Annotated in this window: 19 protein-coding genes; 14 read left to right on the top strand and 5 right to left on the bottom strand. The window is 56.5% G+C overall.

Translation table 11 applies throughout. The features are described from left to right. Nucleotides 1–181 precede the first annotated feature (181 nt). The 13 genes from GJQ55_RS02950 to GJQ55_RS02890 all read left to right on the top strand — a co-directional run bounded on the left by GJQ55_RS02950 (nt 182) and on the right by GJQ55_RS02890 (nt 13,571). Nucleotides 182–1,180, top strand: a complete 999-nt coding sequence (locus tag GJQ55_RS02950; protein ID WP_228346025.1) for a YbgA family protein — start codon at nt 182–184, stop codon at nt 1,178–1,180. Continuing rightward, entirely contained in the window at nt 1,177–2,091 is a 915-nt protein-coding gene (locus GJQ55_RS02945; RefSeq protein WP_228346024.1) for a MerR family transcriptional regulator, read from the top strand. The genes GJQ55_RS02950 and GJQ55_RS02945 overlap by 4 nt, the downstream gene beginning before the upstream one ends. After that, complete coding sequence (gene phrB / locus GJQ55_RS02940; RefSeq protein ID WP_228346023.1) at nt 2,088–3,548, top strand: deoxyribodipyrimidine photo-lyase; 1,461 nt, start codon at nt 2,088–2,090, stop codon at nt 3,546–3,548. Before GJQ55_RS02945 ends, phrB begins: the two co-directional genes overlap by 4 nt. Then, the gene (locus GJQ55_RS02935; protein WP_228346022.1) at nt 3,541–4,527 is read left to right on the top strand and encodes an acyl-CoA desaturase; all 987 of its coding nucleotides are present in this window, start codon (nt 3,541–3,543) and stop codon (nt 4,525–4,527) included. Before phrB ends, GJQ55_RS02935 begins: the two co-directional genes overlap by 8 nt. After that, nucleotides 4,511–4,945: a nuclear transport factor 2 family protein gene (locus tag GJQ55_RS02930; RefSeq protein ID WP_228346021.1), complete on the top strand. Its 435-nt coding sequence runs from the start codon at nt 4,511–4,513 to the stop codon at nt 4,943–4,945. The genes GJQ55_RS02935 and GJQ55_RS02930 overlap by 17 nt, the downstream gene beginning before the upstream one ends. Continuing rightward, nucleotides 4,942–5,736 (top strand): SDR family NAD(P)-dependent oxidoreductase, encoded by a 795-nt coding sequence (locus GJQ55_RS02925; protein WP_228346020.1) that lies wholly within the window; start codon nt 4,942–4,944, stop codon nt 5,734–5,736. Before GJQ55_RS02930 ends, GJQ55_RS02925 begins: the two co-directional genes overlap by 4 nt. Beyond that, nucleotides 5,736–6,995: an NAD(P)/FAD-dependent oxidoreductase gene (locus GJQ55_RS02920; protein ID WP_228346019.1), complete on the top strand. Its 1,260-nt coding sequence runs from the start codon at nt 5,736–5,738 to the stop codon at nt 6,993–6,995. The genes GJQ55_RS02925 and GJQ55_RS02920 overlap by 1 nt, the downstream gene beginning before the upstream one ends. Continuing rightward, the gene (locus GJQ55_RS02915) at nt 6,992–7,897 is read left to right on the top strand and encodes a DUF1365 domain-containing protein (RefSeq protein WP_228346018.1); all 906 of its coding nucleotides are present in this window, start codon (nt 6,992–6,994) and stop codon (nt 7,895–7,897) included. The genes GJQ55_RS02920 and GJQ55_RS02915 overlap by 4 nt, the downstream gene beginning before the upstream one ends. Further along, nucleotides 7,894–9,150 (top strand): SAM-dependent methyltransferase, encoded by a 1,257-nt coding sequence (locus tag GJQ55_RS02910; RefSeq protein ID WP_228346017.1) that lies wholly within the window; start codon nt 7,894–7,896, stop codon nt 9,148–9,150. The genes GJQ55_RS02915 and GJQ55_RS02910 overlap by 4 nt, the downstream gene beginning before the upstream one ends. 3 nt (nt 9,151–9,153) lie before the next feature. After that, the gene (locus GJQ55_RS02905; protein ID WP_228346016.1) at nt 9,154–9,651 is read left to right on the top strand and encodes a DUF2878 domain-containing protein; all 498 of its coding nucleotides are present in this window, start codon (nt 9,154–9,156) and stop codon (nt 9,649–9,651) included. Continuing rightward, the gene (locus GJQ55_RS02900) at nt 9,648–10,382 is read left to right on the top strand and encodes a hypothetical protein (protein WP_228346015.1); all 735 of its coding nucleotides are present in this window, start codon (nt 9,648–9,650) and stop codon (nt 10,380–10,382) included. Before GJQ55_RS02905 ends, GJQ55_RS02900 begins: the two co-directional genes overlap by 4 nt. 30 nt (nt 10,383–10,412) lie before the next feature. Next, entirely contained in the window at nt 10,413–12,500 is a 2,088-nt protein-coding gene (locus tag GJQ55_RS02895) for a TonB-dependent receptor plug domain-containing protein (RefSeq protein WP_228346014.1), read from the top strand. Nucleotides 12,501–12,614: 114 nt separating this feature from the next. After that, nucleotides 12,615–13,571 carry a LysR family transcriptional regulator gene (locus GJQ55_RS02890; RefSeq protein ID WP_228346013.1) on the top strand — a complete coding sequence of 319 codons (957 nt, stop codon included), beginning with the start codon at nt 12,615–12,617 and terminating at the stop codon, nt 13,569–13,571. Here the strand turns inward: GJQ55_RS02890 and GJQ55_RS02880 are convergent. The 5 genes from GJQ55_RS02880 to GJQ55_RS02860 form a co-directional block, all read right to left on the bottom strand. Further along, nucleotides 13,558–16,170 carry a LuxR C-terminal-related transcriptional regulator gene (locus GJQ55_RS02880; protein ID WP_275944430.1) on the bottom strand — a complete coding sequence of 871 codons (2,613 nt, stop codon included), beginning with the start codon at nt 16,168–16,170 and terminating at the stop codon, nt 13,558–13,560. The genes GJQ55_RS02890 and GJQ55_RS02880 overlap by 14 nt on opposite strands. A 137-nt stretch (nt 16,171–16,307) precedes the next feature. After that, entirely contained in the window at nt 16,308–16,625 is a 318-nt protein-coding gene (gene grxD, locus GJQ55_RS02875; protein WP_228346012.1) for a Grx4 family monothiol glutaredoxin, read from the bottom strand. A gap of 133 nt (nt 16,626–16,758) precedes the next feature. After that, entirely contained in the window at nt 16,759–18,312 is a 1,554-nt protein-coding gene (locus GJQ55_RS02870) for a methyl-accepting chemotaxis protein (RefSeq protein ID WP_228346011.1), read from the bottom strand. A gap of 145 nt (nt 18,313–18,457) precedes the next feature. Next, nucleotides 18,458–22,093, bottom strand: coding sequence for a hydantoinase B/oxoprolinase family protein (locus GJQ55_RS02865; protein WP_228346010.1), 3,636 nt, complete (start codon nt 22,091–22,093; stop codon nt 18,458–18,460). A gap of 51 nt (nt 22,094–22,144) precedes the next feature. Beyond that, nucleotides 22,145–22,774, bottom strand: coding sequence for a c-type cytochrome (locus GJQ55_RS02860; protein WP_228346009.1), 630 nt, complete (start codon nt 22,772–22,774; stop codon nt 22,145–22,147). A gap of 268 nt (nt 22,775–23,042) precedes the next feature. Between GJQ55_RS02860 and leuS the strand changes: the two genes are divergently transcribed. Continuing rightward, complete coding sequence (gene leuS / locus GJQ55_RS02855) at nt 23,043–25,616, top strand: leucine--tRNA ligase (protein ID WP_228346743.1); 2,574 nt, start codon at nt 23,043–23,045, stop codon at nt 25,614–25,616. The last annotated feature ends 52 nt before the right edge of the window (nt 25,617–25,668 follow it).

Below are 25,668 nucleotides of genomic sequence, written 5' to 3'. Positions count from 1 at the left end.
GCAATACCCGCGGGCGTAGCCCGCAATAGGCCAGCCGCGGCAGCGGCGGCCGTACCAGCCCGGCAGGGCTGGCTCACTTAGCCTTATACAAAACCCCAAATTTTTGTACAAAGTCTGTTGACTTGTAGAACTTTTGCGCGCCACAATAACCTATACACCAACTGATACACAGGTTGTACAAATGGCACCGCAATCACATTCTCTGCACAGCAGTACACCCCTTCCCCGCATCCCGGTGGGTATCAGTGCTTGTCTGATGGGCCATGAAGTCCGTTACAACGGTTCGCACAAGCGTTCGCACTTCTGTACCGACACCCTCAGTCAGTATTTCGATTTTGTGTCGCTGTGCCCGGAAGTCGCCATCGGCATGGGCACGCCGCGCGAGCCGATCCGCCTGGTCAGTCAGACCCCGGCCGATACCGAGGTGCGGGCGCTCGGGACCGTCGACAGCAGTATTGATGTGACCGATGCCTTAGCCGCCTACGGCAATGCTCAGGCGCAGCAGCAAACCCAGCTGTGCGGTTATATTTTTATGCAGAAAAGCCCCAGCTGTGGTTTGTTCGGGGTTAAACGTTATCTGGCCAATGGGCACCCGGAGGGAACTGCCCGGGGTATTTATGCCGATGCCGTTACCCGCGCCAATCCGTTATTGCCGGTTGAAGAAGCCGGTCGTTTAAACGACGCCGGCCTACGCGAGAATTTTATGATGCGGGTATTCGCCTATTACGACTGGCAACAATTCCGCACCAGCGACTTTAGCGCGAAAGATCTGATTGCCTTTCATTCCCGCTATAAGTATCTGGTGATGGCGCACAGCCAGGCACACTACAAATCCATGGGGCAGCTGCTGGCGAATTTACGCGGCCAGGATCTGCACGCCATTGCCGATGAATATTTTCTGCAATTAATGACCGCCTTAACTAATCCGGCGACCCGGAAAATGCACAGCAACACCCTGATGCACCTGCAGGGTTATTTGAAGAATCTGCTGTCAGCCGACGACAAAGCCGAATTAACCGAATTAATTCACCAGTACCGCACCGGCATTGTGCCGTTAATTGTGCCGCTGACGCTGCTGAAACATCATCTGGGCCGGCATCAGGAATTACTGCATTACGCCGTCGAGCAGGTGTATCTGAACCCGCACCCGCATGCACTGGGCTTACGGAATTCGGTATGAATAACACTTACCCCATCCGTGAATTTGCCCGCCTGACCGGGGTTAACCCGGTTACCCTGCGCGCCTGGGAACGGCGTTACGGCATTATTGCCCCGGAACGTACCGCCAAAGGGCACCGTTATTACACCGGGCAGCATCTGGAACACGTGCGCCATATTCTGTACTGGCTGGATCAGGGCTACCCGATCCGTCAGGTGCGGATGTTATTGCAGGAAGCCCAGCAACCCGACCCGCAAAATGACGATGACTGGCCGCAACTGCAGCAGCAGATTCTGCAGGCAGCGCGCCACCTGCACAGTCAGCGGCTGGATGAATTATGGAACCAGGGCTTCGCCACTTATCCGCTGGCGGTGTATTACGAACGCTGTCTGCAACCGGTAATGCAGCAATTACGCAGCGGCACCGAACAGGCGCTGGTGCTGAAATGTTTTGAAGCCCTGCTGAAACGCAAACTGGCCTGTGTCGCCGCCCAGCAACAACGTCACAACCGTGGCCCGGTATTATTACTGGCCACCACCCACAAACAAGCCGAGCTGGATACCCTGGCTTGTGCCTGTGCCCTGGGCGCCGCTGAAATACGGGTGGAATATTTTGCTGCTAACCTGCAGCCGGCTGAACTGATGCTGGCCCGTGAAGTCATTGCCGCCCAGCAGGTATGGATTCACTTTCATCCACTGCCGGCAGCGCAACAACAACAGTGGCAGGAATATTTATGGCAACAGCAGTTTCCGCATTGTCTTTCTGGTACCGTGCCTTGTGACGTTAGCAGCAATAATCAGATCGAAATTATGCCCGCGCTGTTATCGCAGCAGGTACGTCAATACATCAACCAGAACCACAGCCGGATGCAGGAAGTACCGGTCTGTTACCAGCAACAATCTGGTGGCCAACGCTACGGAGAGCAACAATGACCCGACTGGTATGGTTCCGCAACGACCTGCGCTGTGCCGATAACCCGGCCCTCTGGCATGCCTGCAGCCAACCCTCTGAGCCGGTTATTGCCGTGGTTTATGACTGCCCGCAGCAATGGCAAAAGCATGGCCTTGGCCCACGCCGCATCGCCTTTATGCGCAACGCCATGCTGGCGCTGCAGCAGGAATTACAGGCCCTGAATATTCCGTTGCTGATTATTCCGGCCGGCACCTTTGCCGGCAGCCTGAACAGTCTGCAACGTCTTATTGTGCAGCTGGATATCCGCTCGGTGTCCTTTAATATCGAATACGAAGTCAACGAACGTCATCGTGATATTGAATTTTCCCGCTGGTGCCGCCGCCAACAGGTGGAAGTGCATAAGTTTCATGACCAGTGCGTTATCCCGCCCGGCGAAGTGCTGACCCAGCAAGGCCAGCCCTTTAAGGTATTTACCCCGTTTAAACGCGCGTGGTTTAACCGCAGCGAGGCTTTTTATCAGGCTCCGCTGCCACGCCCGCAAGCACGGTCACCGCAGCCTGAACTGCAACAACTGGCCGCCGCCCTGGTACAGCCGGCGCCCTTAACCGCCGAGCCCGATCCGCTGTGGCCGGCCGATGAAGAACACGCCCACCAGTGCCTGCAGAATTTTGCTGCCGAACAGATGAGCCGCTATCAGACGCAACGGGATTTCCCGGCGCTGGATGCCACCAGCCGGCTATCCCCTTATCTGGCCATCGGTTTATTGTCGCCACGCCAGTGCCTGCACACGGCATTGCTGCTCAACGACGGCCTGCAAACCGGCGGCAAGCCCGGTATCGACAGCTGGATTAACGAACTGGTATGGCGGGAATTTTACCGGCATTTATTGGTGGCCTTTCCCGACCTGTGCAAGCACAAAGCCTTCCGCCCGGAAACCGAAGCGGTGCCCTGGCGGGAACACGCAGAAGACTTTGCCGCCTGGTGCGAAGGCCGTACCGGCTACCCCATTATCGATGCCGCGCAACGCCAGCTGCGCGAGCAGGGCTGGATGCACAACCGCCTGCGCATGATCAGTGCCATGTTTTTAACCAAACACCTGCTGATTGACTGGCGTAAAGGCGAAGCGTTTTTTAATTATTGGCTTATGGATGCCGATCTGGCATCCAACAATGGCGGCTGGCAGTGGAGTGCCTCCACCGGTGCCGACGGTGCTCCCTACTTCCGTATTTTCAACCCGACCAGCCAATCGCAGAAATTTGACCCGCAAGGGGAATTTATTGGCCGCTATGTGCCGGAACTGTTGCCTATAACAGCAAAGAATCGTCATGAGCCTGATTCTTTTCAGCGCCGTCAGTGTCACTATCCACCAGTCATCGTCGAGCATAAGTTTGCCCGTCAGCGTGCCCTCAATGCGTTTAAAAACAGTCTGAATCTGTCGCCGGTTATGGCCGACAGTGGAGAAAGCAGTAATGAATAAAAACGCCACGCCCGAATCCCGCCCGGCACCAAGTTTTATGCGCAATATTCTGCGCTGGTTTGACTCCTGGGCCGGTGCCGATGAAGAAATGACCAGCACCGAATTTAACTGGGTACGGGTATTACCGTTTATTGCCCTGCACCTGGCCTGTCTGGCCGCCTTCTTTATCGACGTCAGCACCACCGCCATTGTGGTTTGCTTAGGTTTATTCTGGCTGCGCCTGTTTGCCATTACTGCGTTTTATCACCGTTATTTTTCCCACCGGTCGTATAAAACCAACCGCTTCTGGCAGTTTATTTTTGCCCTGCTCGGCAATATGGCCACCCAGCGCGGGCCACTGTGGTGGGCCGCCCATCATCGTGCCCATCATCAGCATGCCGACACCGAACAGGACTTACACTCACCGGTGCAACGCGGGTTCTGGTGGAGCCACGCCGGCTGGTTTACCTGTGATGCCTCCTTCCGCACCCAGCTGCACCGCATTAAAGACTTTGCCAAATTTCCGGAGCTGCGCTGGCTGGACCGTTACGATGCCTTTGCCCCGGCCTTGTTGGTGGCATTGTTATACGCCGGTGGCGAATTGCTGGCGCATTATCAGCCGCAGTTAGATACCAGTGGTGTGCAGCTGGTGATCTGGGGGTTCTTTATTTCCACCGTCATGCTGTTTCATGCCACCGTCACCATTAACTCACTGGGCCATATCTGGGGCAGCAAACGCTTTAACACCAACGATGAAAGCCGTAACAACCCCTTCCTGGCGTTACTGACGCTGGGCGAAGGCTGGCACAACAATCATCACCGCTGGGCCGTTTCCTGTCGCCAGGGCTTTTACTGGTGGGAGCTGGATATTACCTGGCTGATTCTGAAATTAATGAGCTGGGTCGGCATTGTGCGGGAACTGAATCCGGTTCCTGCTCATGTACTGACAGAAGGCCGTTCACAACAACAAGGCAGCCATCACCATGACCAGCAGCGTTAATAACGAAGGCTTTCAGCAGCTGTACCATACGCTGAACCGCAGCAATGTCTGCGATGAATTACTGGGCAGCTGCTATGCCCCGCACATTCAGTTTACGGATCCCTTTCATCAGGTACAGGGCCTGCCCAACCTGACCGATTACTTCAGCGCGCTGTACAGCAATGTGGAAGATATTCAGTTTGAATTTCACCACAGCCTGCAACAAGGCCAGATCAGCAATGTGCGCTGGACCATGACCTTCCGTCATCCGCGCATTAAAAGCGGCCAGCCGGTTGCTGTAGAAGGCTGCAGTGAACTGCACTGGCAAGACGGATTAATTACCGCCCAGCGCGATTTTTTCGATGCCGGTGCCATGCTCTATGAACACCTGCCGTTGTTGGGCTGGGCCATCCGCAAACTGAAGGAGCGTATGCAATGAAAATACTGCCGCTCAATGAACAGATTATCTGGCTGACCGGTGCCTCCAGCGGTATTGGTGCGGCCCTGATCCCGGCCCTGCAAAGCCGCTGCAAGCATCTGATTATTACTGCCCGCAACGCCGACGCCCTGAGCGCGCTGGCCAATGGTTACAGCAATGTGACGGTGCAGGCAGCGGACATTACCAACGAGCAACAACTACAGCAGGTGGCGAATTACATCGGCGATCAGTTTGGCCGTATCGATACCTTAATTGCCAACGCCGGTACCTGCGAATACGTGGATGTAAAACAGTTTGATACCGCCCTGTTCCGCCGCGTCATGGACACCAACTTTATGGGGCTGGTGTACACCGTTGCCGCGGCACTGCCCTGGTTGCGCCAGAGTGAACGTGGCTATCTGGCCGGCATGAGCAGCAGCGTCACCTGGCTGGCCATGCCCCGGGCGCAGGCCTATGGTGCCAGCAAGGCCGCTACCCGGCATTTTCTGGAAGCCATGCGCGCTGATTTATGGCACGAAGGCATGGATGTATCGGTTATTTCACCCGGGTTTGTGCAAACCCCGCTGACCGACCGTAATGATTTCCCTATGCCCGGCCGTATCACGGCTGAGGATGCCGCCCTGGCCATTATCAAAGGGCTGGAAAAACGGGTTTTCGATATTCATTTTCCCAAACGCTTTACCCGTATTCTGCAACTGCTGGGCGCACTGCCGGCCGCTTTGCGTTTTCGCATCACCCGCGCCATGGCGCGCAATAACAATACAACCTCATCCTCCGGAGACACTCACTGATGAAAGAAAAAATCGCCATTATCGGTTCCGGCATTTCCGGCCTTACCTGCGCCTGGTTATTGCGTGACCGTTATGATGTTCATCTGTATGAAGCCGGGGATTATCTGGGTGGCCATACCCAAACTACCGACGTTGAAGCCGGCGGTAAAATCTACCCGGTTAATACCGGTTTTATTGTGTACAACGACTGGACCTATCCGAATTTCATTAAATTAATGGAACGCCTGGGTGTGGCCACCGAAGCGTCTGATATGAGCTTCAGTGTGAAGTGCGAACAAACCGGCATGGAATACAACGGCCACACGCTGGACAGCCTGTTTGCCAAACGCAGCAATATTTTTAATCCACGCTTTTTGTGGATGATCCGCGACATTCTGCGCTTTAACAAAGAAACCCGCGCGGAACTGGCTGCCGGCACCGTTAACCCGGCGGAAACACTGAGCCATTATCTGGATCGTAAAAATTACAGCGATTATTTCCGCCGCTACTACATTATTCCCATGGGCGCGGCCATCTGGTCAGCCAGCGAAGCCATGATGATGGATTTTCCGCTGTATTTCTTTCTGCAGTTTTTTAATAACCACGGCATGCTGAGTGTGGACGACCGGCCGCAATGGCGGGTGGTCAGCCGTGGTTCCCGCTCTTATGTGGAACGTATGCAGCAAGATCTGCCCATCAGCCAGATTTATCTGAACACCGCTGTTAACCGGGTTGAACGCAGCGCCGACCATGTCACGCTGTATTCCGCCCGCGGCGCCGAACAGTACAGCCAGGTCATTTTTGCCTGCCACAGCGATCAGGCACTGGCCATGCTGGCGCACCCAACAACGGCTGAGCAGGCCATTCTGGGGGCTATTCCGTATCAGGATAACGACGTGGTTCTGCATACCGACAGCTCGATCTTACCGCAACGCAAAAAAGCCTGGGCTAGCTGGAATTACCACATCGGCAATAAAGCTCAGGACACGGTCGCGGTCACCTATTACATGAACCGTCTGCAGAACTTTGACGACGCACCGGTGGATTTCTGCGTCACCCTGAATAAATCCATGGATATTGACGACAGCAAAGTCATCCGTCGTTTTAACTACGCCCATCCGGTCTTTACCCTGGAAGGCGTGGCAGCGCAGCAGCGTCATGGCGATATCAGCGGCCACAACCGCAGTCATTTCTGTGGCGCTTACTGGTTTAACGGTTTCCATGAAGACGGTGTGCGCAGCGCCCTGCGGGTTACTGAAGCGCTGGGAGTCGCGCTGTGACCATCCGCCACAGCGCTCTCTATACCGGCACGTTACGGCACCGCCGTTTTGCGCCGGTACAGAACACTCTGCAATACCGGGTGTATATGGTGCTGCTCGATCTGGATGAAACCGATGCGGTTATGCAGTTGCATCCGCTGTGGCGCAGTCGCCCGGGCTGGTTGTCCTGGGCGCAATTCCGCCGCAGTGATTATTTTGCCGGCCAGCAGGCGCAGCAGGAAACGGCGGCGCAGTTAAAACAGGCAGTGGTTAACGCCTTTGCGGCAGAATTAGAAGAAACCGTGGTGCGGGTAGAACTGCTCACCAACCTGCGCTATTTCGGTTATGTGGTAAACCCGGTCAGTTTTTATTATGGCTACCGCGCCGATGGTTCACTGGCCGGTATTCTGGCGGAAATTACCAACACCCCCTGGGATGAACGTTTTCATTACACCTTAAGCAGCCATACCGGTCAGCCGCTGCCGGCACCCGCGGTAAGGCCGCAGCGCACGCTGCAGCTGGCTGCCGGCAAGGCTTACGAATACGCCTTCAGCAAACACTTTCATGTGTCGCCCTTTAATCCGCTGGCCATGAATTATCACTGGGTTATTCAGCAACCCGCAGAGCAGCTGCGGATACACATGGATACGCTGAACCAGAACGAAAATAACCGCAAAGATTTCGACGCCACCCTGGTATTAGACCGCCTGCCTTTTACCCGCGCCAATATGACCCGCGTGTTGTGGCAATACCCCTTTATGACGTTCAAAGTTGTCTGGGGCATTTACTGGAATGCTCTGAAATTGTGGCTGAAACGTTCGCCGTTTTATGACCACCCAGGCCATGCCAGTCCGCACCGGCCTTACTCAACCCATAACAAAATTTCCGTCCCCGCCCGACCGGGCAAGGAGCACCAGCAATGAAAACCATCAGCGCAACCCTGCCGGCCATGCATTGGCTGGATAAAATCTGCCGTTCCGCTTTATTCCGCACGCTGGAAAAACTGCACACTGGCTGTGTACAGGTGCAGGAAGGCAATGAAGTACAGGCATTTGGTCAGACCGATGCCACCAGCTTTACCGCCCGCATCGTTATTCACGACAGCGAGGCCTATCGCAACATCGCCCTCAGCGGCAGTGTGGGCGCCGGTGAATCCTATATGACCGGTGACTGGAGCAGCCCGGATTTACCGTTGCTGATCCGCGTACTGGCGCGCAACAAAGATGTGGTTGATAACATTGATGGTGGTCTGGCCAATATCGGCAAACTGTTTTTGCAGGGGTTCCACTACCTGAACCGCAACACCGAAAAAGGCTCGCGCCGCAATATCGCCGCCCATTACGACCTGGGTAACGATATGTTCGAATTATTTCTCGACCCCACCATGATGTATTCCAGTGGTATTTTTCCGTCGGCCTCCGCCAGCATGGAAGAAGCCTCCCTGTACAAACTGGATCGCATCTGCCAGAAACTGCGCCTGCATGCCGACGACCATCTGCTGGAAATTGGTACCGGCTGGGGCAGCATGGCCATTCATGCGGCCAAATATTATGGCTGCCGGGTGACCACCACCACCATTTCCGAAGAGCAGTACGCCTGGGCCGAACGCCGGGTTAAAGAAGAAGGCCTGCAGGATAAAATTACCCTGTTGAAACAAGATTACCGTCTGCTGGAAGGCCAGTACGACAAACTGGTTTCCATTGAAATGATCGAAGCCGTTGGCCACCAGTTTCTGGACACCTACACCGCCACCATCAGCCGTTTATTAAAAGACGATGGCATTGCCCTGTTGCAGGCCATTACCATTGATGACCAGCGTTACGAGCAGGCCAAAACCGAAGTGGATTTTATTAAGCGTTATATTTTCCCCGGCAGCTTTATTCCCTGCGTGACCGCCATCAGCCAGTCGTTTGCCCGTGCCAGCGATATGAAAATGATCCATCTGGAAGACATTACCCCGCACTACGCCCGTACATTAGCGGCCTGGCGCGAACGCTTCCTGCACAACCAGGAAAAAATCAAAGCCCTGGGTTATGACGATACCTTTATCCGCCTGTGGGACTTTTATTTTGCCTATTGCGAAGGCGGTTTTGCCGAGCGCGTTATCGGCGATGTGCAGGTTATTTTTGCCAAGCCCCAGAACCGGCGCGAGCCTTTACTGGGCGCGATGGAGTAACCCATGCAGAAATTGGCCCTGCCTATTAATGTAATTGGATTTCAGCTGTGCTGGATCGCCTGTGTGGTGGGCGGCAACAGCTGGGCCATTCCGGTCTGTGCGGCATTTTTTGTCTGGCACTGGCAAGTGCTGAAACCTGGTGAACCGATGCTGCTTGCCGCCTTTGCCATTACCGGCGTGCTGTTTGATACCGCGCTGTATAAAGCCGGTCTGCTCAGCTTTCCCGGCCACAGCTCGGCGCTGATCCCCCTGTGGCTGATGCTGCTGTGGCTGGCCTTTGCCTGCACCCTGCGTCATTCACTCGACTGGCTGCTGCGCAAACCCTGGCTGGCGGTGCTGCTGGGCCTGACGGCAGCGCCCTGGAGCTATTACGCCGGAGATTTACTCGGTGCCGTTGACGCCGCGCCGGCGGCCTTAATCATGATTGGTATTGGCTGGGCCATGCTGATGTTTTCCATGGCACGGCTGCGCCCCATCACCGTAAAAGCGGAGAAGTCATGAATAAAATATTCGGCCTGCTGATGCTGCCGGCGCTGTTACAGGGGCTGCCGGTCAGCGCTGCCACGACCGAAGTGCTGGAATACACCGGCACCGCCCGTGATATAAACGACAGCAGCCTGGTGCTGTACCGGGAAAGTCATCGTCTGACGCTGCAAAACCAGCGCCCGGTCAGCCGCGAGGTGGAATATCACGACGCCAATGGCCGCCTGCTGGCGACAAAAACCAACCGCTACGGCGAGAATGCCGCCACTCCGGAATTTACCCTCACCGATGCCCGCAAAGAGTACCGCGAACAGGCTGTATTTCAGGGTAATGAACTGACCCTGAGCCTGACCGAGCAGGGCAACAGCAGCCGTAAAACCTTCCGCAACCTGCCGGATGATTTAATCATTGATGCCGGCTTTGATGATTTTGTGCGCCAGCACTGGCAGGCCCTGCAGCAAGGCAAACGGGTGGATTTTCATTTTGCTTCTGCCGCCCGTCAGGATCTGATCCGCTTTCGGCTGGAACCTCAGGCCAGCGACAATAATGAACTGGTATTGTCCATGCGCTTAAGTTCACGCCTGCTGGCCTGGCTGCTGGACCCGATTGAACTGACCTACGATAAAACCAGCCAGCGACTGTTGCGCTATAAAGGCTTAACCAATATTCAGGACGACAACGGCACCACCTTTAAAGCCGTTATTCAGTACCAGTATCACGACCAGGCTACGCCCAACCCTGAAAACTGACATTAAGAACAACCGGACAAGGATTACGCCATGAACAGATTGCAGCGCCTGGGGTTTTTATTGCTGGCCGGTATTCCGGCCGCCGCCGCAGAAACCAGCCCGGAGGCAACAACCGCAGCACCGGGCGCAACAACCGCTGCACCGGCTGAGGCGGCGCTGCAACTGGATACGGTTCAGATCAGTGGTCAGCAGGAACCGCTGGCGGAAATTTCCACCAAAAAACTGCTGCGCGTTCCCGGTGCCGGTTACGACCCATTACGCGCTATTGGCAGCCTGCCCGGTGTTACTTTTACCAACGGCATGGGGTCAGAGCCTGCCGTGCGTGGTTCATCACCCAACGACAACGCCTACTACGTGGATTTCCTGCCGGTCGGGTATATTTTTCACAGCGATTCCTCCAGCATTATCAGTGACAACGTGCTGGAAGATTTTCGCCTCGAACTGGCGGCCTTTTCCCCCCAATACAACAATGCCACCGGCGCCGTGATCGACGCCACATCGCGCTCGCCGTATTACGACCGCCGGCAGATTATTATTGATGCCAGCCTGTTAAAAGCCGGTTTCTTTTACGAGCAGCCGGTCAACGAAAACCAGAGTTTTTATTTCGGTGCCCGCCAGAGTTTATTTCAGTATTACATCGAAAACTTCCTCGATGACGAAGATTTTGAATTCACCACTGTACCGGAATACTACGATTACCAGGGTAAGTACGAATTCCGCCTCAGTGACACCGAACAGGTCGCCATTCAGATACTGGGCTCCCGCGATAAAGCCGGTTTGTTATTTGCTGAGGATTCCGATGCCGTACTGCAGGACCCGGGCTTATCCGGCGGGCTGAATTTTGAAGCCTTTTTTAATACCCAGGGCTTACTTTGGGAAAAGATTTATGCCAGCGGCATGAGTCATAAAATTGGTTTGTCGCACATGGAGCAGAAGTTTGCGTTCACCATTGGCAATGCCAATTTTGTCGATGTCAAAGTCAACGACTTTAATCTGCGCAGCCAGTTTAACCAGCCGTTAAGTTTTTCCCATGAGCTGCAATGGGGCGTGGAATATACGCAGAAAAATATTGATTACGCCGGCCGCTTTTCCGGCCCGCCCTGTGATGAATTCCGCACCGACTGCCGCCTTGTCGATGGTACTGAAGCATTAACCGGCAGCGGCGAACCCGTTATTAACGAATACGATGCTCATATTGCCGATATCTGGCAGGTAACCCAAAACTGGACGTTAACCCCGGCCCTGGCACTGTCTTACGATGATTACACCAGCGAATCCTTTGTTGAACCGCGCCTGCGCAGCCGCTGGCAGTTCCGCGACCAATGGTGGTTTAACGCCGCTTACGGCGACCACCACATTTTGCCGGATAATTTCGGTCAGTATATTGCGCCCTTTGGTAACGAAGACCTGCAACAACCCACCGCCCGGCATTTTGAGTTAGGGCTGGAGCAACAGCTGCGGGATGACCTGCTGTGGAAAATTCAGCTGTACTATAAACAACTGGATAACCTGATTGTGTCGCGTCCGGCCAAAGACAGCAGCTACCCGACCCTGACCGAAGCCGAATACAACGCATTACCCACCTACACCAACGATGCCGAAGGTAAAACCTGGGGACTGGAGTTTTTCCTGAATAAAAACCTCAGCGACCGCTGGTACGGCTGGTTATCGGTGGCTTATTCGCGCACCTTCCGCACCAATACACTGACCGGTGAAGAATTCAGTTATAACTATGACCAACCGCTTATTATTAATGCGGTGGCTAACTGGCAACTGAACCAGCACTGGGATGTAGGCTTTAAATGGCGGCTGCAAAGCGGCCAGCTGATTACACCACTGGCGGATGTTACTGGTCCGGACAGCAACGATTTATACACTCCGGTTTATGGCAGCCTGAACTCTGAACGCCTGCCCGTTTACCACAAACTCGACCTGCGCGCCGACCGCACTTTCCGGCTGAAAAATGGCCGAGAGCTGGATTTCTACGCCGAAATTCTTAACGTCTATGCCCGTAAAAACGTCACCGGTTATCAATACGAAGGCGCGGATTACAGCACCAGAAAAGACGTAAACGATCTGCCCACTATTGTGTCCTTCGGTATTAAAGTCAGGTTGTAATTCATCCTGCAGCGACGTTAATCGCGAAAAAAATTACTGAATTGTTCCATCTGGAACTTTAAAATAACGCCATTGCCCCCATTAAGCGGGGGAATCTGACTGGGGAACCCCGCTATGCTGATCGGAAAGCGTGAAGAATTTGACCTGAATGAAATGGCTATTTTTGCCCACGTGGTGGATGCCGGCAGCTTTACCGGGGCCGCCCGCAATCTGGGCCTGCCGAAATCCACCGTCAGCCGCAAAATCACCCAGCTGGAAGAACGCTTAGGCGTGCGCTTAATTCAGCGCACCACCCGCAGCCTGCGCCTGACCGATACCGGCAATGCTTACTACAACCACTGCGCGCGCATTCTCAGCGAAATTGAAGAAGCCAATATCGCCGTTACCCAGATGCAGAGCACGCCCACCGGTACCCTGCGTATTACCGCGCCGGTGCTGTTTGGTTCCACCGTGTTATCCGCCCTGATCGCCGAGTTTATGGAACTGCATCCGCAGGTAAACGTTGACCTGGTGCTGTCGGATCAACGTCTGGATCTGGTGCAGGACGGTATCGATATCGCCTTCCGGATCGGCCAGCTGGAAGACTCCTCACTGATCGGCCGTTATCTCGGTGATGTGCGCGGCATGCTGTGCGCCAGCCCCGAATACCTGCGGCGTAAAGCCGCCCCCAGTCACCCGGATGAACTCAGTAATCACAGCCTGATTACCGCCAGCCAGTGGCCACAGTGGCATATGGCCGGACCGGATGAGCAGGAAGTATCCATTCAAGTAAAAGCACGGCTGCAGGTAAACGACTTTGCCAGTCTGTATTCCTTAACCCTGGCCGGTGCCGGTATTGCGCCACTGCCGATGCTGATTGCCGCCCCGGCGGTACGGGCCGGTAATCTGATTCCGGTGCTGCCCGACTGGCCCTTTGAAGCCAGCCCGATTCACGCCCTGTACCCCAGCAACCGGCATCTGTCGGCCAAGGTGCGCAGCTTTGTTGATTTTGTGATTGAAAGCATCCGCCCCAATCCGCCGTGGGAAGTGCTGGACAGCGACAAACCAGCCGCCCTGCCTAAAGCAGATTAAGCTCCTGCGCCCGGTGCAACGCCTGCGTACGGCTGCGGGCGCCCAGCTTTACGTTGATTTTGCGGGCATGGGTTTTCACCGTGTGCAACGAAATAAACAGCTGGTCGGCAATATCCTGGTTGGATAAGCCCTGGGCAATTTTGCGCAGCACCTCCAGTTCGCGTTCACTGAGATTGGCTGACAGCGCCAGGCCGCGTCCACTGTCCAGGCTGACGCTGCCATCACTCAGGCCCGGCAGCCAATCGGGCAGGCTCAGCGCCAGCCCTTCCCGTTGCAGACTGCGCAGCGCCTGGCTGAAAACCTGCTGCGCATCCGCCCCGGGCTGCTGCAGCCGTAACGCCGCACTGCGCAACAGCCCAAGCACCAGACTGATCAATGGATTGGTACGCTGGCGCAGGGTCTGTTCCAGTAACGCCAGACAGTCATTGACCTGACCGTTATGCAGCCACAGCCGCGCCTGGGTCAGCAACGCAAAGCCCGGTTGCATGGGAAATAATTCCGGGCGTGGTAACGCCAGAAAGGTGCGGCCACGCAGCAGCTGATCCAGCCCCTGCTGGGCGCGTACCAGCTTGCCCTGGGTGATCCAGATATTCACTTTCACCAACGCCAGCCACTCATAGGTACTGCGCTCGACCTGCCAGCGCTGCATCAGACGCTCGGCCGCATCCAGTGCCCCCAGCGCCGCGGTAAAATCCTGCCGGGCGGCACAACGCATAGCTTCCACGCCGTAACCGTAACAAACGCTGACATCTCGCAGCTCGGTGCTGACGGCAATGCCCTGGCGCAGGGCATCTTCCAGGCGCGCATCGCTGTCGCCGGTCAGCCACAGCAACACCGCCCGATACAGCAGCAAACGCGCCCGCGGCAGGCGGTCGGCGTGTTCCGATGTACCGTCCAGCAACTGCAGGCCACGTTCAATAATGGCGCTGCTGCGGCTGATATGGCCACGGTTCAGTTCAATACGGGCGTAATCAAACAGGCTCAGCGCTTCCAGCGCCGGCGCCTGATACTGGCGCGCCAGATCCTGGGTCAGGCGGTTCCAGTGGCGGGCATCTTCGGTGTCCTGCCGGGCCAGCTGCAAATGCGCCAGCGTTGAACTCATCAGAATGCGCAAAGCAAAGCGGGCCGGCGGTAAGGCTTCCAGTGCGCGCCGGCACAACAGCGCCGAGCCGTCCAGATCACCATCCAGCCGGGCCAGATAGCCCTGCAGGGCATCGGCCTCAAAGGCCTGCACATAATCGCGCTGTAATAATGACTGCAGTAACGAACGGGCCTGCTCACGCTGTTGCGTCAGTAACAAGGCCCAGCAGGCAATGGCCATCAGGCGTGGCGACTGCTGCAGTAATTCCGGCCCCAGCTGTTCAAACCAGTGCAGCAGCCCGGCAATATCCAGATTAGCCAGAATCTGTTCCGCTTCGCGCCCCACCCATTCCTGCACTTCTTCGCCCATACCCGCTGCCAGCGCATGCTGCAACGCTGCCACCGGTTGCCGGTGCTGACTGAGCCAGCTGAATGCCTGCCGGTGCAGTTGCAGACGCTGCGATTCGGGCAGCCGCACCGCCAGTAAACCAGCCATCAGCGGATGCACCTGAAACCAGCCCGGCACGGTGGTTAACGGCGTTATAAATAAGTTTTGCTGCAATGCCTGCTGCAACAGCTGGTGATACTGGTCATTGCCGCAACAATGGCGCAACAGGGTTTCATTAAAGGTGCCCAGCACCGCTACCAGCCCGATAAAGTTCTGCAGCGCCTCTGACTGCTGCTGTAATACTTCACCCTGCAGATAATCACCGGCTTCGGCAGCGCCCAGCGAGGCCGGCGGTTCCGCCGGCTGGCCGGCAGCACGATAACAGGCCAGCCAGATGGCCAGACCGGCCGGCCAGCCCTGCAGACGGCGGCTTAACGGCATCACCAGCTCCGCGGCACGGGCAATGCCATGCTGCTGCAGCAAGCGTTGGGTATCGTCATCGCTGAAAACCAGTGTGGCGGCGGGTAACCAGTGCAACCGGGGCAGTAAATGCAGACGGCCCAGCGGGCCGGGTAAGTGACGGCTGGCCAATACCACACTGACGCGCTCCGGCAACAGTTCCAGCAGGCGCACCAGTAATTGCCAGCTGCTGTCATCACTGAGGTTATGCACATCATCCAGACACAGCAGCAGAGGGTCAGCCCCCTGCTGCAGGGCTTCCAGCCACAGCAGCAACACCTGCTCGGTATCCACGTGACCACGGCGACCGGTTTCATACCAGTGCGCCAGCGCCGTCTGTTCAATAGCGGGCCAGTGGCGGGCGGCCAGTTCCAGCAGGTGCAGCAGAAACTGCGCCGCCGGCTGATCCTGGCTATCAATACGGCACCAGAGTACCGGCACCCCCTGCTGTTGTTGTGAACGCGCATAATCGGCCAGCAACACACTTTTGCCATAGCCGGCCGGGGCATTCAGCCACAGCATCTGCGCCTGTTGCAGCGGCGCCGCCAGCAACCCCTGACGGTTCAGCCCGCAGTGTGGCGCTTCCGGCCAGCGGCTTTTAATCTGCAACAACGCATTCAGTACCGCAGAGTCGGCAGACGGCAGCGTTGCTTCAGCAGTTTCGGTGTTCATCAGGGTGTCCGGCAGGGTTGTTATAAGATTCCAGCATCGCGCTATGGAACCACGACCGGCCGCCGGACTCAACGCCCGGGGCGCGCCGGACCGGCATAAAAAAACCCGCCGCAGCGGGTTTTTTCTGGTGCTTAAGATCAGGCAGAAACCGCCTGTTCCAGCAGCGGCTTCAGTTCACCTTTGGCGTGCATTTCGGTGACGATATCGCAACCGCCAACCAGTTCACCATTTACCCACAGCTGCGGGAAAGTCGGCCAGTTAGCGTATACCGGCAGATTGGTACGCACGTCCGGATTCGACAATACATCCACGTAAGCAAATTTCTGGCCACAATCCATCACCGCCTGCACGGTGCGGGCAGAAAAACCGCACATCGGCTGGTTCGGTGAACCTTTCATGTACAGCAGAATGGCGTTCTGTTCGATCTGATCTTTGATGACCTGCATGATGTCCATAGGTTGTCTCCGCAGCGGGTTAACGAATATGGCGGCGATTGTAGCATAAGGCCCGGAATACCTGACAGTTGTGCTCAGACATAGCGGCCAGGCTACCCCAAAAAATCTGTTGTATTCACATCCTTCTGGTGACTCAGCGGAAACGCACCACCAGATCGTGCAGGTCTTCTGCCACCTGACGGATATTGCGGACTTCGGTGGCCGACTGCTGACCGCTGCTCATACTGTCATCCGACAAGCCGGAGATGCGGGTCACCTGATCACTGATTTGTTCTGAAACCTGTGCCTGCTCTTCCACCGCAGTCGCCATCTGCAAGGCCATTTCGGCAATGCTGCCAACCGAAGCAGCAATGTCGTGCAGTGTTTGCTCAGCCTGTTGCATCCGCTCCAGCCCCGCCTCAGCCGCTTTAGCACCGGCACCGGCCACCTGCACTGAAGCTTCGCTGCGCTGCATCAGCGCATCAACAATATTATGGATATCAGCAGTCGACTGGCGGGTACGACCAGCCAGGTTGCGTACCTCATCGGCGACCACCGCAAAGCCCCGGCCATGTTCACCGGCGCGGGCGGCTTCGATGGCGGCGTTCAGGGCCAGCAGATTGGTTTGTTCAGCAATCTGCTCGATGATCTGCGCCGAGCCGGCGATGGCTTTGGTCTGGCCCGCCAGTTCATTCACCGCAGCGCGGATATCATTAACGGTTTGAGCCAGATGGTCGATGGATTCGCGCGTTGCATGAATCACATCACGGCCGCTTTCGGCCAATTCGCGGGTATGGCCAGCCTGATTGGCGGTATTCTGTACGCTGTCGGCCACTTCGTTAATGGTGGCCGACATTTCCTGCACGGCGGTGGCCACCTGTTCTGTCTCGGTCTGCTGCCCGACCAGCGCCGAGCGGGTATTTTCCACCTGTACCAACCCCTGATCGGCACCTTTGTAAACAATATTGGCCGCGTCTTCGATACGGGTAAGCACCGTATCCAGATGCCGTTGCTGACTGATTACCGCGGTTTTGATCTGCCCCAGAAGTAAGGTATCCGAGCTGAAGACCTTGGCCGCCAGCGGATCATAGAAGGCATTCGGCATCATTTTCAGCAGCGATTTCAGAATCCGGTTTTGCTCGCGCAGCGCATAAGCGGCGTAACCCAGGCCGCTTAAAGAAGCCAGAATAAAAGCCGGCCACACCTGATCATTCAGCAGGAACGCCAGACCACCCAGCACCGGTAAACCGAACAACAGCGGAATCAGGCTGCGCAGATCACGCCAGGATTTCAGGCTGCCGCCGCGGTTCAGGCGGTTATACAGGCGGGTAGCCCGCGCCACATCCGAAGCATGGGGTTTAACCCGCACCGATTCGTACCCCACCACCACGCCATTTTCTGCAACCGGCGTTACATAGGCATGCACCCAATAATAATCACCGTTTTTACAGCGGTTTTTGACAATACCCATCCACGGCCGCCCGGCTTTCAGGTGTTCCCACATATTTTTGTAGGCAGCCGGTGGCATATCAGGGTGGCGCACAATATTGTGTGGCTGACCAATCAACTCGGCGCGTGAATACCCACTCACCGCTTCAAAGTCATCGTTACAATGGCGGATAATGCCTTTCAGATCGGTCGATGAAATAAGCTTCTGTTCCGCCGGGAACGTCCGTTCAGTCTGGGTAACAGGAAGATTGCGCCGCATAAGTGTTTTTTCGCAGGATGACAATCGGGCAGTTTAGTACCCCAAAAGGGTTAGCGGCAGAAATAACGGTAGTAATTTGTAATTTTTTCATATTCTGGCAACAAATTTTCCGACAAGCTGGCTGGAAATGACCAATTCATATTTTTTATCCGGGATTTTCCGGACCAAAACCTCCGCCTCCGGGTGTGTTAATGCAAAACACATCACCAGCCTGCATGGCCACATCAGCACAACCACTTAACCGTTCCAGCGTGCCGGTATGACGCAAGACTGCATTTATTCCCGCCAAACCGGCCTGGCCACCCGCCAGCCCATGCGGTGCAACGCTGCGCCGGCCACTGATAATATTGGCGCGCATGGGTTCCAGAAAGCGGATATGCCGCTCGACCCCATTGCCACCACTGAATTGGCCTGTTCCGCCGGAACCACGACGAATATGAAATTTCTCCAGCACCACCGGAAAACGCTGCTCCAGAATTTCCGGATCGGTTAAGCGCGAATTGGTCATATGGCTGTGCAATGCGCTGGCGCCATCGGCCTGCGCACAGGCGCCGGTACCACCGCACAGAGTTTCGTAATACTGGTAACGCTCATTACCGAAGGTGAAATTATTATTGGTGCCCTGCGAACCGGCCATTAACCCCAGCGCGCCCATTAAGACATCGACCAGATATTGCGCGGTTTCCACATTGCCCGACACCACGGCCGCCGGGTATTGCGGCGCAATGATTGAAGCCGGCGGAATACGGACGGTTAACGGCCGGAAAAATCCGGCATTTAAGGGCATGGGCCGCGCCACCAGCACACGAAAACTGTACAACACCGCAGCCATGACCACCGAGGACGGGGCATTAAAATTGCCCGGATGCTGCGGCTGATCGGGGCGGTAATGGGTACCGGTAAAATCCACCAGCGCTGAACCGCGTTCGGCATCTACATCAATGCGTACCTTAAACTGCGTGCCATCATCCATTTGTGCGAAAAATTGCCCGGAGGGTAATTGTTTTAATGCATTACGCAATGTGTATTCGGCATTATCCAGCACCTGCTGCATACGCAGCTGCACCGTATTTAAACCGTACTGCGCACACAGGCGTTGTAATTCCGCCGCGCCTTTTTCGCAGGCGGCCAGCTGTGCGGCTAAATCGGCCATATTCTGATCGGGATTGCGGGCCGGATAACGTGCGGAAGCCAACACGCGGCGGATTTCAGCCTGCTGCAGCTGACCGTCACGCATCAGCAACAGGTTATCCAGCAGCACACCTTCTTCTTCAATATGACGGCTGTGAGCCGGCATCGAGCCGGGCGTAATACCGCCAATATCGGCATGATGACCACGGGCCGCGACATAAAAATCGGCGCTATTGCCCGGTTTAAACGGTGCAATAAATACCGGTTTTACCACCGTCACATCGGGTAAATGGGTACCGCCGTTATAGGGCGTATTCAGTACAAAGGCATCGCCGGGATGCATCGTTGGCTGGCCGTGCATCACCACTTTAATGCTTTCACTCATCGAGCCTAAATGCACCGGAATATGCGGCGCATTGGCGATCAGTTCACCCTGGGTGTCGAATAAGGCGCAGGAAAAATCCAGCCGCTCTTTAATGTTCACGCTGCTGGCGGTTTGTTCCAGCACCAGTCCCATCTGTTCAGCGACGGACATAAACAAATGATTAAATATTTCCAGCTGCACCGGATCGGCGGTGGTGTTCTCTATGCGGTTATTTGGGTTATTTCCGACACCGGAGGTTGCGGCGGCCTGACGCTGATCGGTCAGCAACAAAGCCCCGCTGTTCAGCACCTGCAGCTGCCAACCGGCATCCACCACAATGGTGCTGTTGGCATCGGTTAATAACAGTGGGCCGGTGGCAGAAAAACCAGCGGCCAGTTGCTCGCGCTGCCAGACCGCGACCGGCTGCGGCTTGCCATTCACCAGCATGCTTACCTGCCCCAGCGGCGCACCACTCTGCGCGGGCAATGCCAGCGCCGGCAGGGCCGTTTGCCCCTGTGCCAGTTCCAGTTGCACGGCATCCAGCCAGACGCGGCGACCGCTGTGCACAAAGCCGAAGAGTTGCCGGTGTTGTGTGGCAAATTCATCCAGCATGTCCCCCGGCTCGGCATAAGCCACCAACAGCGGCGTATCACTGCCGTCGTAGCGCAGCCAGGCGCGGCGGATACTCTGTTCCGGTGACGCTAACGTGGCGCGCTGAGACAAGCGCTCGAACGCCTGCTTCGCGGCTGCGCTTACCTGCTGGTCGCACGGCTGTAATACCGCTTCATCCCCAAGCCAGCGCTGTTCCGCCAAACCAATACCAAAGGCCGATAACACACCAGCCAATGGATGCAGATACACCTGCTGTATACCCAACGCCTGCGCCACCGCACAGGCATGCTGAGCACCGGCGCCGCCAAAGGCGTTCAGCACATAGTCGCGGATATCGTAGCCGCGTTGCACCGAGATTTTTTTCACCGCCGCCGCCATATTTTCCACCGCAATGGTAATAAAGGCCTGCGCCAGTTGCTCCGGGGTATACAAAATGCCGGTTTGCTCGTTCACCTGCTCCGCCAGCTGGGCAAATAATTGCTGTACCCGCAGCACATCCAACGGCTGATTCTGCTGCGGCCCGAACAGGGCCGGAAAATACTCCGGCTGCAAACGCCCCAGCAGCACATTGCAGTCGGTAATGGTCAGCGGCCCGCCGTGGCGGTAACAGGCCGGGCCAGGATAGCTGCCGGCGGATTCCGGACCCACCTGCAAGCGCCCATCGTCAAAGCGCACAATGGAACCGCCACCGGCCGCCACGGTGTGAATATTCATCAGCGGCACGCGCAATTTAACGCCATTCACTTCGGTTAAAGTGCTGCGCTCATAAGTTCCGGAAAAATGGCTGACATCGGTGGAGGTGCCGCCCATATCGAAGCCAATTAACTGTGCAAACCCATCGGCTTGTGCAGTGCGCACCATGCCGACCACACCACCGGCCGGGCCGGATAAAATGGCGTCTTTACCGTGAAAGTCGGCAGCAGCACACAGGCCGCCGTGCGACTGCATAAACTGCAGATTGGTGGGGGGTAATTCCGCCTGCACCTGCTCCACATAACGGCGTAATACCGGCGATAAATAAGCATCGGCCACGGTGGTGTCGCCACGCGGTACCAATTTAATTAACGGACTGATGCGGTGACTTAAAGAAATCTGCGTAAACCCCAGCCCGGCGGCGATAGCGCCAATGCGCTGTTCGTGCTGCGGGTATTGCCAGCTGTGCATCAGCACCACGGCAATACTATCAAACCCGTGCCGGCGGGCTTCCAGTAACTGCACCAGCACCGCTTCTTCATCCAGCGGATAGCCGACCGTACCATCGGCCAATACGCGCTCGGGTATTTCCACCACCTGTTCGTACAAAGGCGCCGGTTGTTTAGTAAATAAGGCAAAAATATCCGGCCGCGTCTGATAGCCGATGGCCAGCTGATCGCGCAGGCCTTTGGTAATGCACAGCAGGGTGCGCGCGCCCTTGCGTTCCAGCAACGCATTGGTGGCCACCGTGGTGCCCATTTTTACCGCCGCAATGTCCGCCGGTAATTGTGGGAAGCGCGCCTGCAACTGCCGGATACCTTCCACTGCGGCATCGGCATAATGCTGCGGATTTTCTGACAACAGTTTATGGGTAAGCAGTTCACCGGCCGGGGTTATGGCGACGATATCGGTGAAGGTGCCGCCACGGTCAATCCAGAATTGCCAGCGGGGATCGGTACCAACAGAAGGGAGAGAAGACATCGGGCGGCCTGCATAATTCAGCGGGCCGCCAGTGTAACAAAGGCGGCCGGTTCAGGGCATATTGGCGACGTGCGCGGCCACTTCCTTAATTTGCTGGGCGTTCAGGTTACGGATCACCGACATCATCGGCGAGTTCTGCCGCGTCGGGTCATTATTCAGGAATTTCATCAGCGTGGTTTCCAGAAACTCATAAGGCTGGCCGGCAATACGCGGGTACTGTTTGCTGCCATGACCGCTGACACCGTGACAGGCAAAACACAGGCTGTCGTACAACGCCTTGCCTTTCTCACTGTCGGCCTCCGGTTGCTGACGCGGTTTTACCGTCTGGCTGGAAAAGAACAGCGCAATGGCAACGCGGTCATTTTCTGACAGGCCTTTGGCCAGCTTGCTCATCACATAATCGCTGCGGGTGCCGTCGGCAAAATGTTCAAACTGGGTTAACAGATACTCAGAGTTCTGCGCCGCCAGGTTGGGAATATAGTCACGCTTGCTGTTGCCATCATTGCCGTGACAGTGCACACACAGGGTGGCGCGCTCCTGACCATCGTTAAGCGCAGCCTGCAGTAACGCCGTATTGCGTTCAATAACGGCCATTTCCTGCAGCATCCGGTTGACATCGGCCTGTGCAGACACACTTAACAGCAACAATACGGCGAACCCGGCCACCATGATGTTTTTCATATCTACCACTTTATTAGTACGACATTGGAATGGTCGGCAAACATACGCACTCAGCGACCACAGGCCAATAGGCCAAAGGTGCAGAGCCGCCACTATTGGCGATAAATGCTGACCTGCATCAAGCAGCCTGCGGCTTAATTGGCCTATCCCACACATTCAGAAAGGGCTTATACCCGACACGCCAGCGCCTGCCCCTATGAGCTACCGGCGCATTCGGGTACACTTCCGGGCTTTATTCTGGCCCTGCGAACAGACCGAAACCACCATGATGCAAGAGACCTACAACCCCCGCGACATCGAGCCTTCCGTACAGCAACGCTGGGAAGAAAATCAGGTATTCAAAGCCGTTATCGACAGCAATAAAGAGAAATTCTACTGCCTGTCGATGTTCCCTTACCCAAGCGGCCGGCTACACATGGGGCACGTGCGTAACTACACCATCGGTGATGTGATTTCCCGTTATCAGCGTATGCAGGGCAAAAACGTTATGCAGCCGATGGGCTGGGACGCCTTCGGCTTGCCGGCGGAAAACGCTGCCATCAAGCACAAAGTGGCACCCGCCAAGTGGACCATCGAAAACATCGCCTACATGAAAAACCAGCTGAAATCGCTGGGCTTTGGCTACGACTGGAACCGCGAATTAACCACCTGCCAGCCGGAATACTACCGCTGGGAACAGTGGTTCTTTACCAAGCTGATCGACAAAGGCCTGGCCTACAAAAAAGTTTCAGCGGTGAACTGGTGTCCGAATGACCAGACCGTCCTGGCCAACGAACAGGTTATCGACGGCTGCTGCTGGCGCTGCGACTCCATCGTTGAGCGCAAAGAAATTCCGCAGTGGTTTATCCGCATTACCGATTACGCCGAAGAACTGCTGAACGACCTCGACCAGCTCGACGGCTGGCCGGAACAGGTGAAAGCCATGCAGCGCAACTGGATCGGTAAATCCCGTGGCGTGCAGATGACCTTCGGCCTGCAGGGCCGCGCTGACGGGCTGGAAATTTACACCACCCGCCCCGACACCGTTATGGGCGTCAGCTACGTGGCCGTGGCCGCCGGCCACCCACTGGCCAAAGAAGCCGCTTCCAACAATCCGGCCCTGGCCGCCTTTATTGACGAGTGCAACCGCAGCGGCACCGCCGAAGCGGACCTGGCCACCGCCGAGAAAAAAGGCATGGCCACCGGCTTTACCGCCATTCACCCAATCTCCGGCCAGGCCGTACCAGTCTGGGTTGCCAACTTCGTGTTGATGGAATTCGGTACCGGTGCGGTAATGGCCGTACCAGCCCACGACCAGCGCGACTGGGAATTTGCGCAGAAATACGGCATTGAGATTCAGCAGGTCATCGCCGCCAACGATGGTGACGAATGCGACCTGAGCAAAGCCGCCTACACCGAAAAAGGCACCCTGATCAATTCCGGCGAGTTCGACGGCCTGAACTTTGACCAGGCCTTTGATGCCATCGCCGCCAAACTGGTGGCTGCCGGTAAAGGCGAGGTGAAAACCAACTACCGCCTGCGCGACTGGGGCGTCAGCCGCCAGCGTTACTGGGGCGCGCCGATCCCGATGATCCGCACCCAGGCCGGTGACACCATCGTCGCCCCGGAAAGCCTGCAGCCGGTGATTCTGCCCACCGACGTGGTGATGGACGGCGTTAATTCACCGATCAAAAACAACCCGGAATTTGAGAACGTCGAATACAACGGCGAGCCGGCATTCCGCGAAACCGACACCTTCGACACCTTTATGGAGTCGTCCTGGTATTACGCCCGTTACTGCTCTCCGCAGGACGATATGCACATGGTCAACCCGGAAGAAGCCAACTACTGGCTGCCGGTCGACCAGTACATCGGCGGTATTGAACACGCCATTCTGCACCTGCTGTACGCGCGCTTCTTCCACAAGCTGCTGCGCGATGCCGGCCTGGTGCCGGGCAACGAACCGTTCAACAACCTGCTGTGTCAGGGCATGGTGCTGGCGGAAGCCTTCTACTACAGCACCGAACACGGCGGCAAAGAGTGGGTTAACCCCACCGAAGTCACTGTTGAGCGCGACGACAAAGGCCGTGTAACCGGTGCCAAACGCACCAGCGATGGTCTGCCGCTGCAGGCTGCCGGCATGAGCAAAATGTCGAAGTCGAAAAACAACGGTGTCGACCCGCAGGAAGCCATCGACCAGTACGGCGCCGACACCGTGCGTCTGTACACCATGTTCGCCGCGCCGCCGGAGCAAACCCTGGAATGGTCCGATTCCGGCGTGCAGGGTGCCCAGCGCTTCCTGCAGCGCGTCTGGCGCTTAAGCTACGAACTGCTGCAACAGGCCGACCGTGGCAACGCCGCGGATCTGAGCAAAGACGAAAAAGACGCGCGCCGCAAAGTGCACGAAACCATCCGCAAAGTCAGCGATGACGTCGGCCGCCGTTACAACTTCAACACCGGCATTGCCGCCGTAATGGAACTGCTGAACACCCTGCAGAAACTGGATTTAGCCAGCGCCGGCAGCCGTGCCGTAGTGGCCGAAGGCCTGGATGCCATTGTGCGTATGCTGTCGCCCATCGCTCCCCATATTGCCCAGCAACTGTGGGAAGCCTTTGGCAACACCGGGCTGGTACTGGATGCCCAATGGCCGGCGGTGGATGACAGCGCACTGGTGCGCGACTCCATCGAAGTGGTGGTACAGGTGAACGGCAAGCTGCGCGGTAAGGTCGAAGTGGCCGCCGACATCAGCAAAGACGCGCTGGAAACCGCCGCTAAAGAAGCCGTGGCGAAAACCCTGGAAGGCCTGACCATCCGCAAAGTGATTGTGGTGCCGGGTAAGCTGGTGAATATTGTCGCTAACTGATGCGGCGCTCTGGTGCGGCCCCGGCCGCGCCAGGGCTCTGAAGCGCCTATGT

Source organism: Venatoribacter cucullus, assembly GCF_016132445.1.
Taxonomy (GTDB): Bacteria; Pseudomonadota; Gammaproteobacteria; order Pseudomonadales; family Oceanobacteraceae; genus Venatoribacter; species Venatoribacter cucullus.
This window is presented reverse-complemented; position numbering and strand designations above follow the sequence as displayed.

Excerpts from the sequence above, each read along its gene's own strand:
- GJQ55_RS02950 (WP_228346025.1), top strand. The coding sequence starts at position 182 with ATGGCACCGCAATCACATTCTCTGCACAGCAGTACACCCCTTCCCCGC.
- GJQ55_RS02945 (WP_228346024.1), top strand. The coding sequence starts at position 1,177 with ATGAATAACACTTACCCCATCCGTGAATTTGCCCGCCTGACCGGGGTT.
- phrB (WP_228346023.1), top strand. The coding sequence starts at position 2,088 with ATGACCCGACTGGTATGGTTCCGCAACGACCTGCGCTGTGCCGATAAC.
- GJQ55_RS02935 (WP_228346022.1), top strand. The coding sequence starts at position 3,541 with ATGAATAAAAACGCCACGCCCGAATCCCGCCCGGCACCAAGTTTTATG.
- GJQ55_RS02930 (WP_228346021.1), top strand. The coding sequence starts at position 4,511 with ATGACCAGCAGCGTTAATAACGAAGGCTTTCAGCAGCTGTACCATACG.
- GJQ55_RS02925 (WP_228346020.1), top strand. The coding sequence starts at position 4,942 with ATGAAAATACTGCCGCTCAATGAACAGATTATCTGGCTGACCGGTGCC.
- GJQ55_RS02920 (WP_228346019.1), top strand. The coding sequence starts at position 5,736 with ATGAAAGAAAAAATCGCCATTATCGGTTCCGGCATTTCCGGCCTTACC.
- GJQ55_RS02910 (WP_228346017.1), top strand. The coding sequence starts at position 7,894 with ATGAAAACCATCAGCGCAACCCTGCCGGCCATGCATTGGCTGGATAAA.
- GJQ55_RS02905 (WP_228346016.1), top strand. The coding sequence starts at position 9,154 with ATGCAGAAATTGGCCCTGCCTATTAATGTAATTGGATTTCAGCTGTGC.
- GJQ55_RS02900 (WP_228346015.1), top strand. The coding sequence starts at position 9,648 with ATGAATAAAATATTCGGCCTGCTGATGCTGCCGGCGCTGTTACAGGGG.
- GJQ55_RS02895 (WP_228346014.1), top strand. The coding sequence starts at position 10,413 with ATGAACAGATTGCAGCGCCTGGGGTTTTTATTGCTGGCCGGTATTCCG.
- GJQ55_RS02890 (WP_228346013.1), top strand. The coding sequence starts at position 12,615 with ATGCTGATCGGAAAGCGTGAAGAATTTGACCTGAATGAAATGGCTATT.
- GJQ55_RS02880 (WP_275944430.1), bottom strand. The coding sequence starts at position 16,170 with ATGAACACCGAAACTGCTGAAGCAACGCTGCCGTCTGCCGACTCTGCG.
- grxD (WP_228346012.1), bottom strand. The coding sequence starts at position 16,625 with ATGGACATCATGCAGGTCATCAAAGATCAGATCGAACAGAACGCCATT.
- GJQ55_RS02870 (WP_228346011.1), bottom strand. The coding sequence starts at position 18,312 with ATGCGGCGCAATCTTCCTGTTACCCAGACTGAACGGACGTTCCCGGCG.
- GJQ55_RS02865 (WP_228346010.1), bottom strand. The coding sequence starts at position 22,093 with ATGTCTTCTCTCCCTTCTGTTGGTACCGATCCCCGCTGGCAATTCTGG.
- GJQ55_RS02860 (WP_228346009.1), bottom strand. The coding sequence starts at position 22,774 with ATGAAAAACATCATGGTGGCCGGGTTCGCCGTATTGTTGCTGTTAAGT.
- leuS (WP_228346743.1), top strand. The coding sequence starts at position 23,043 with ATGCAAGAGACCTACAACCCCCGCGACATCGAGCCTTCCGTACAGCAA.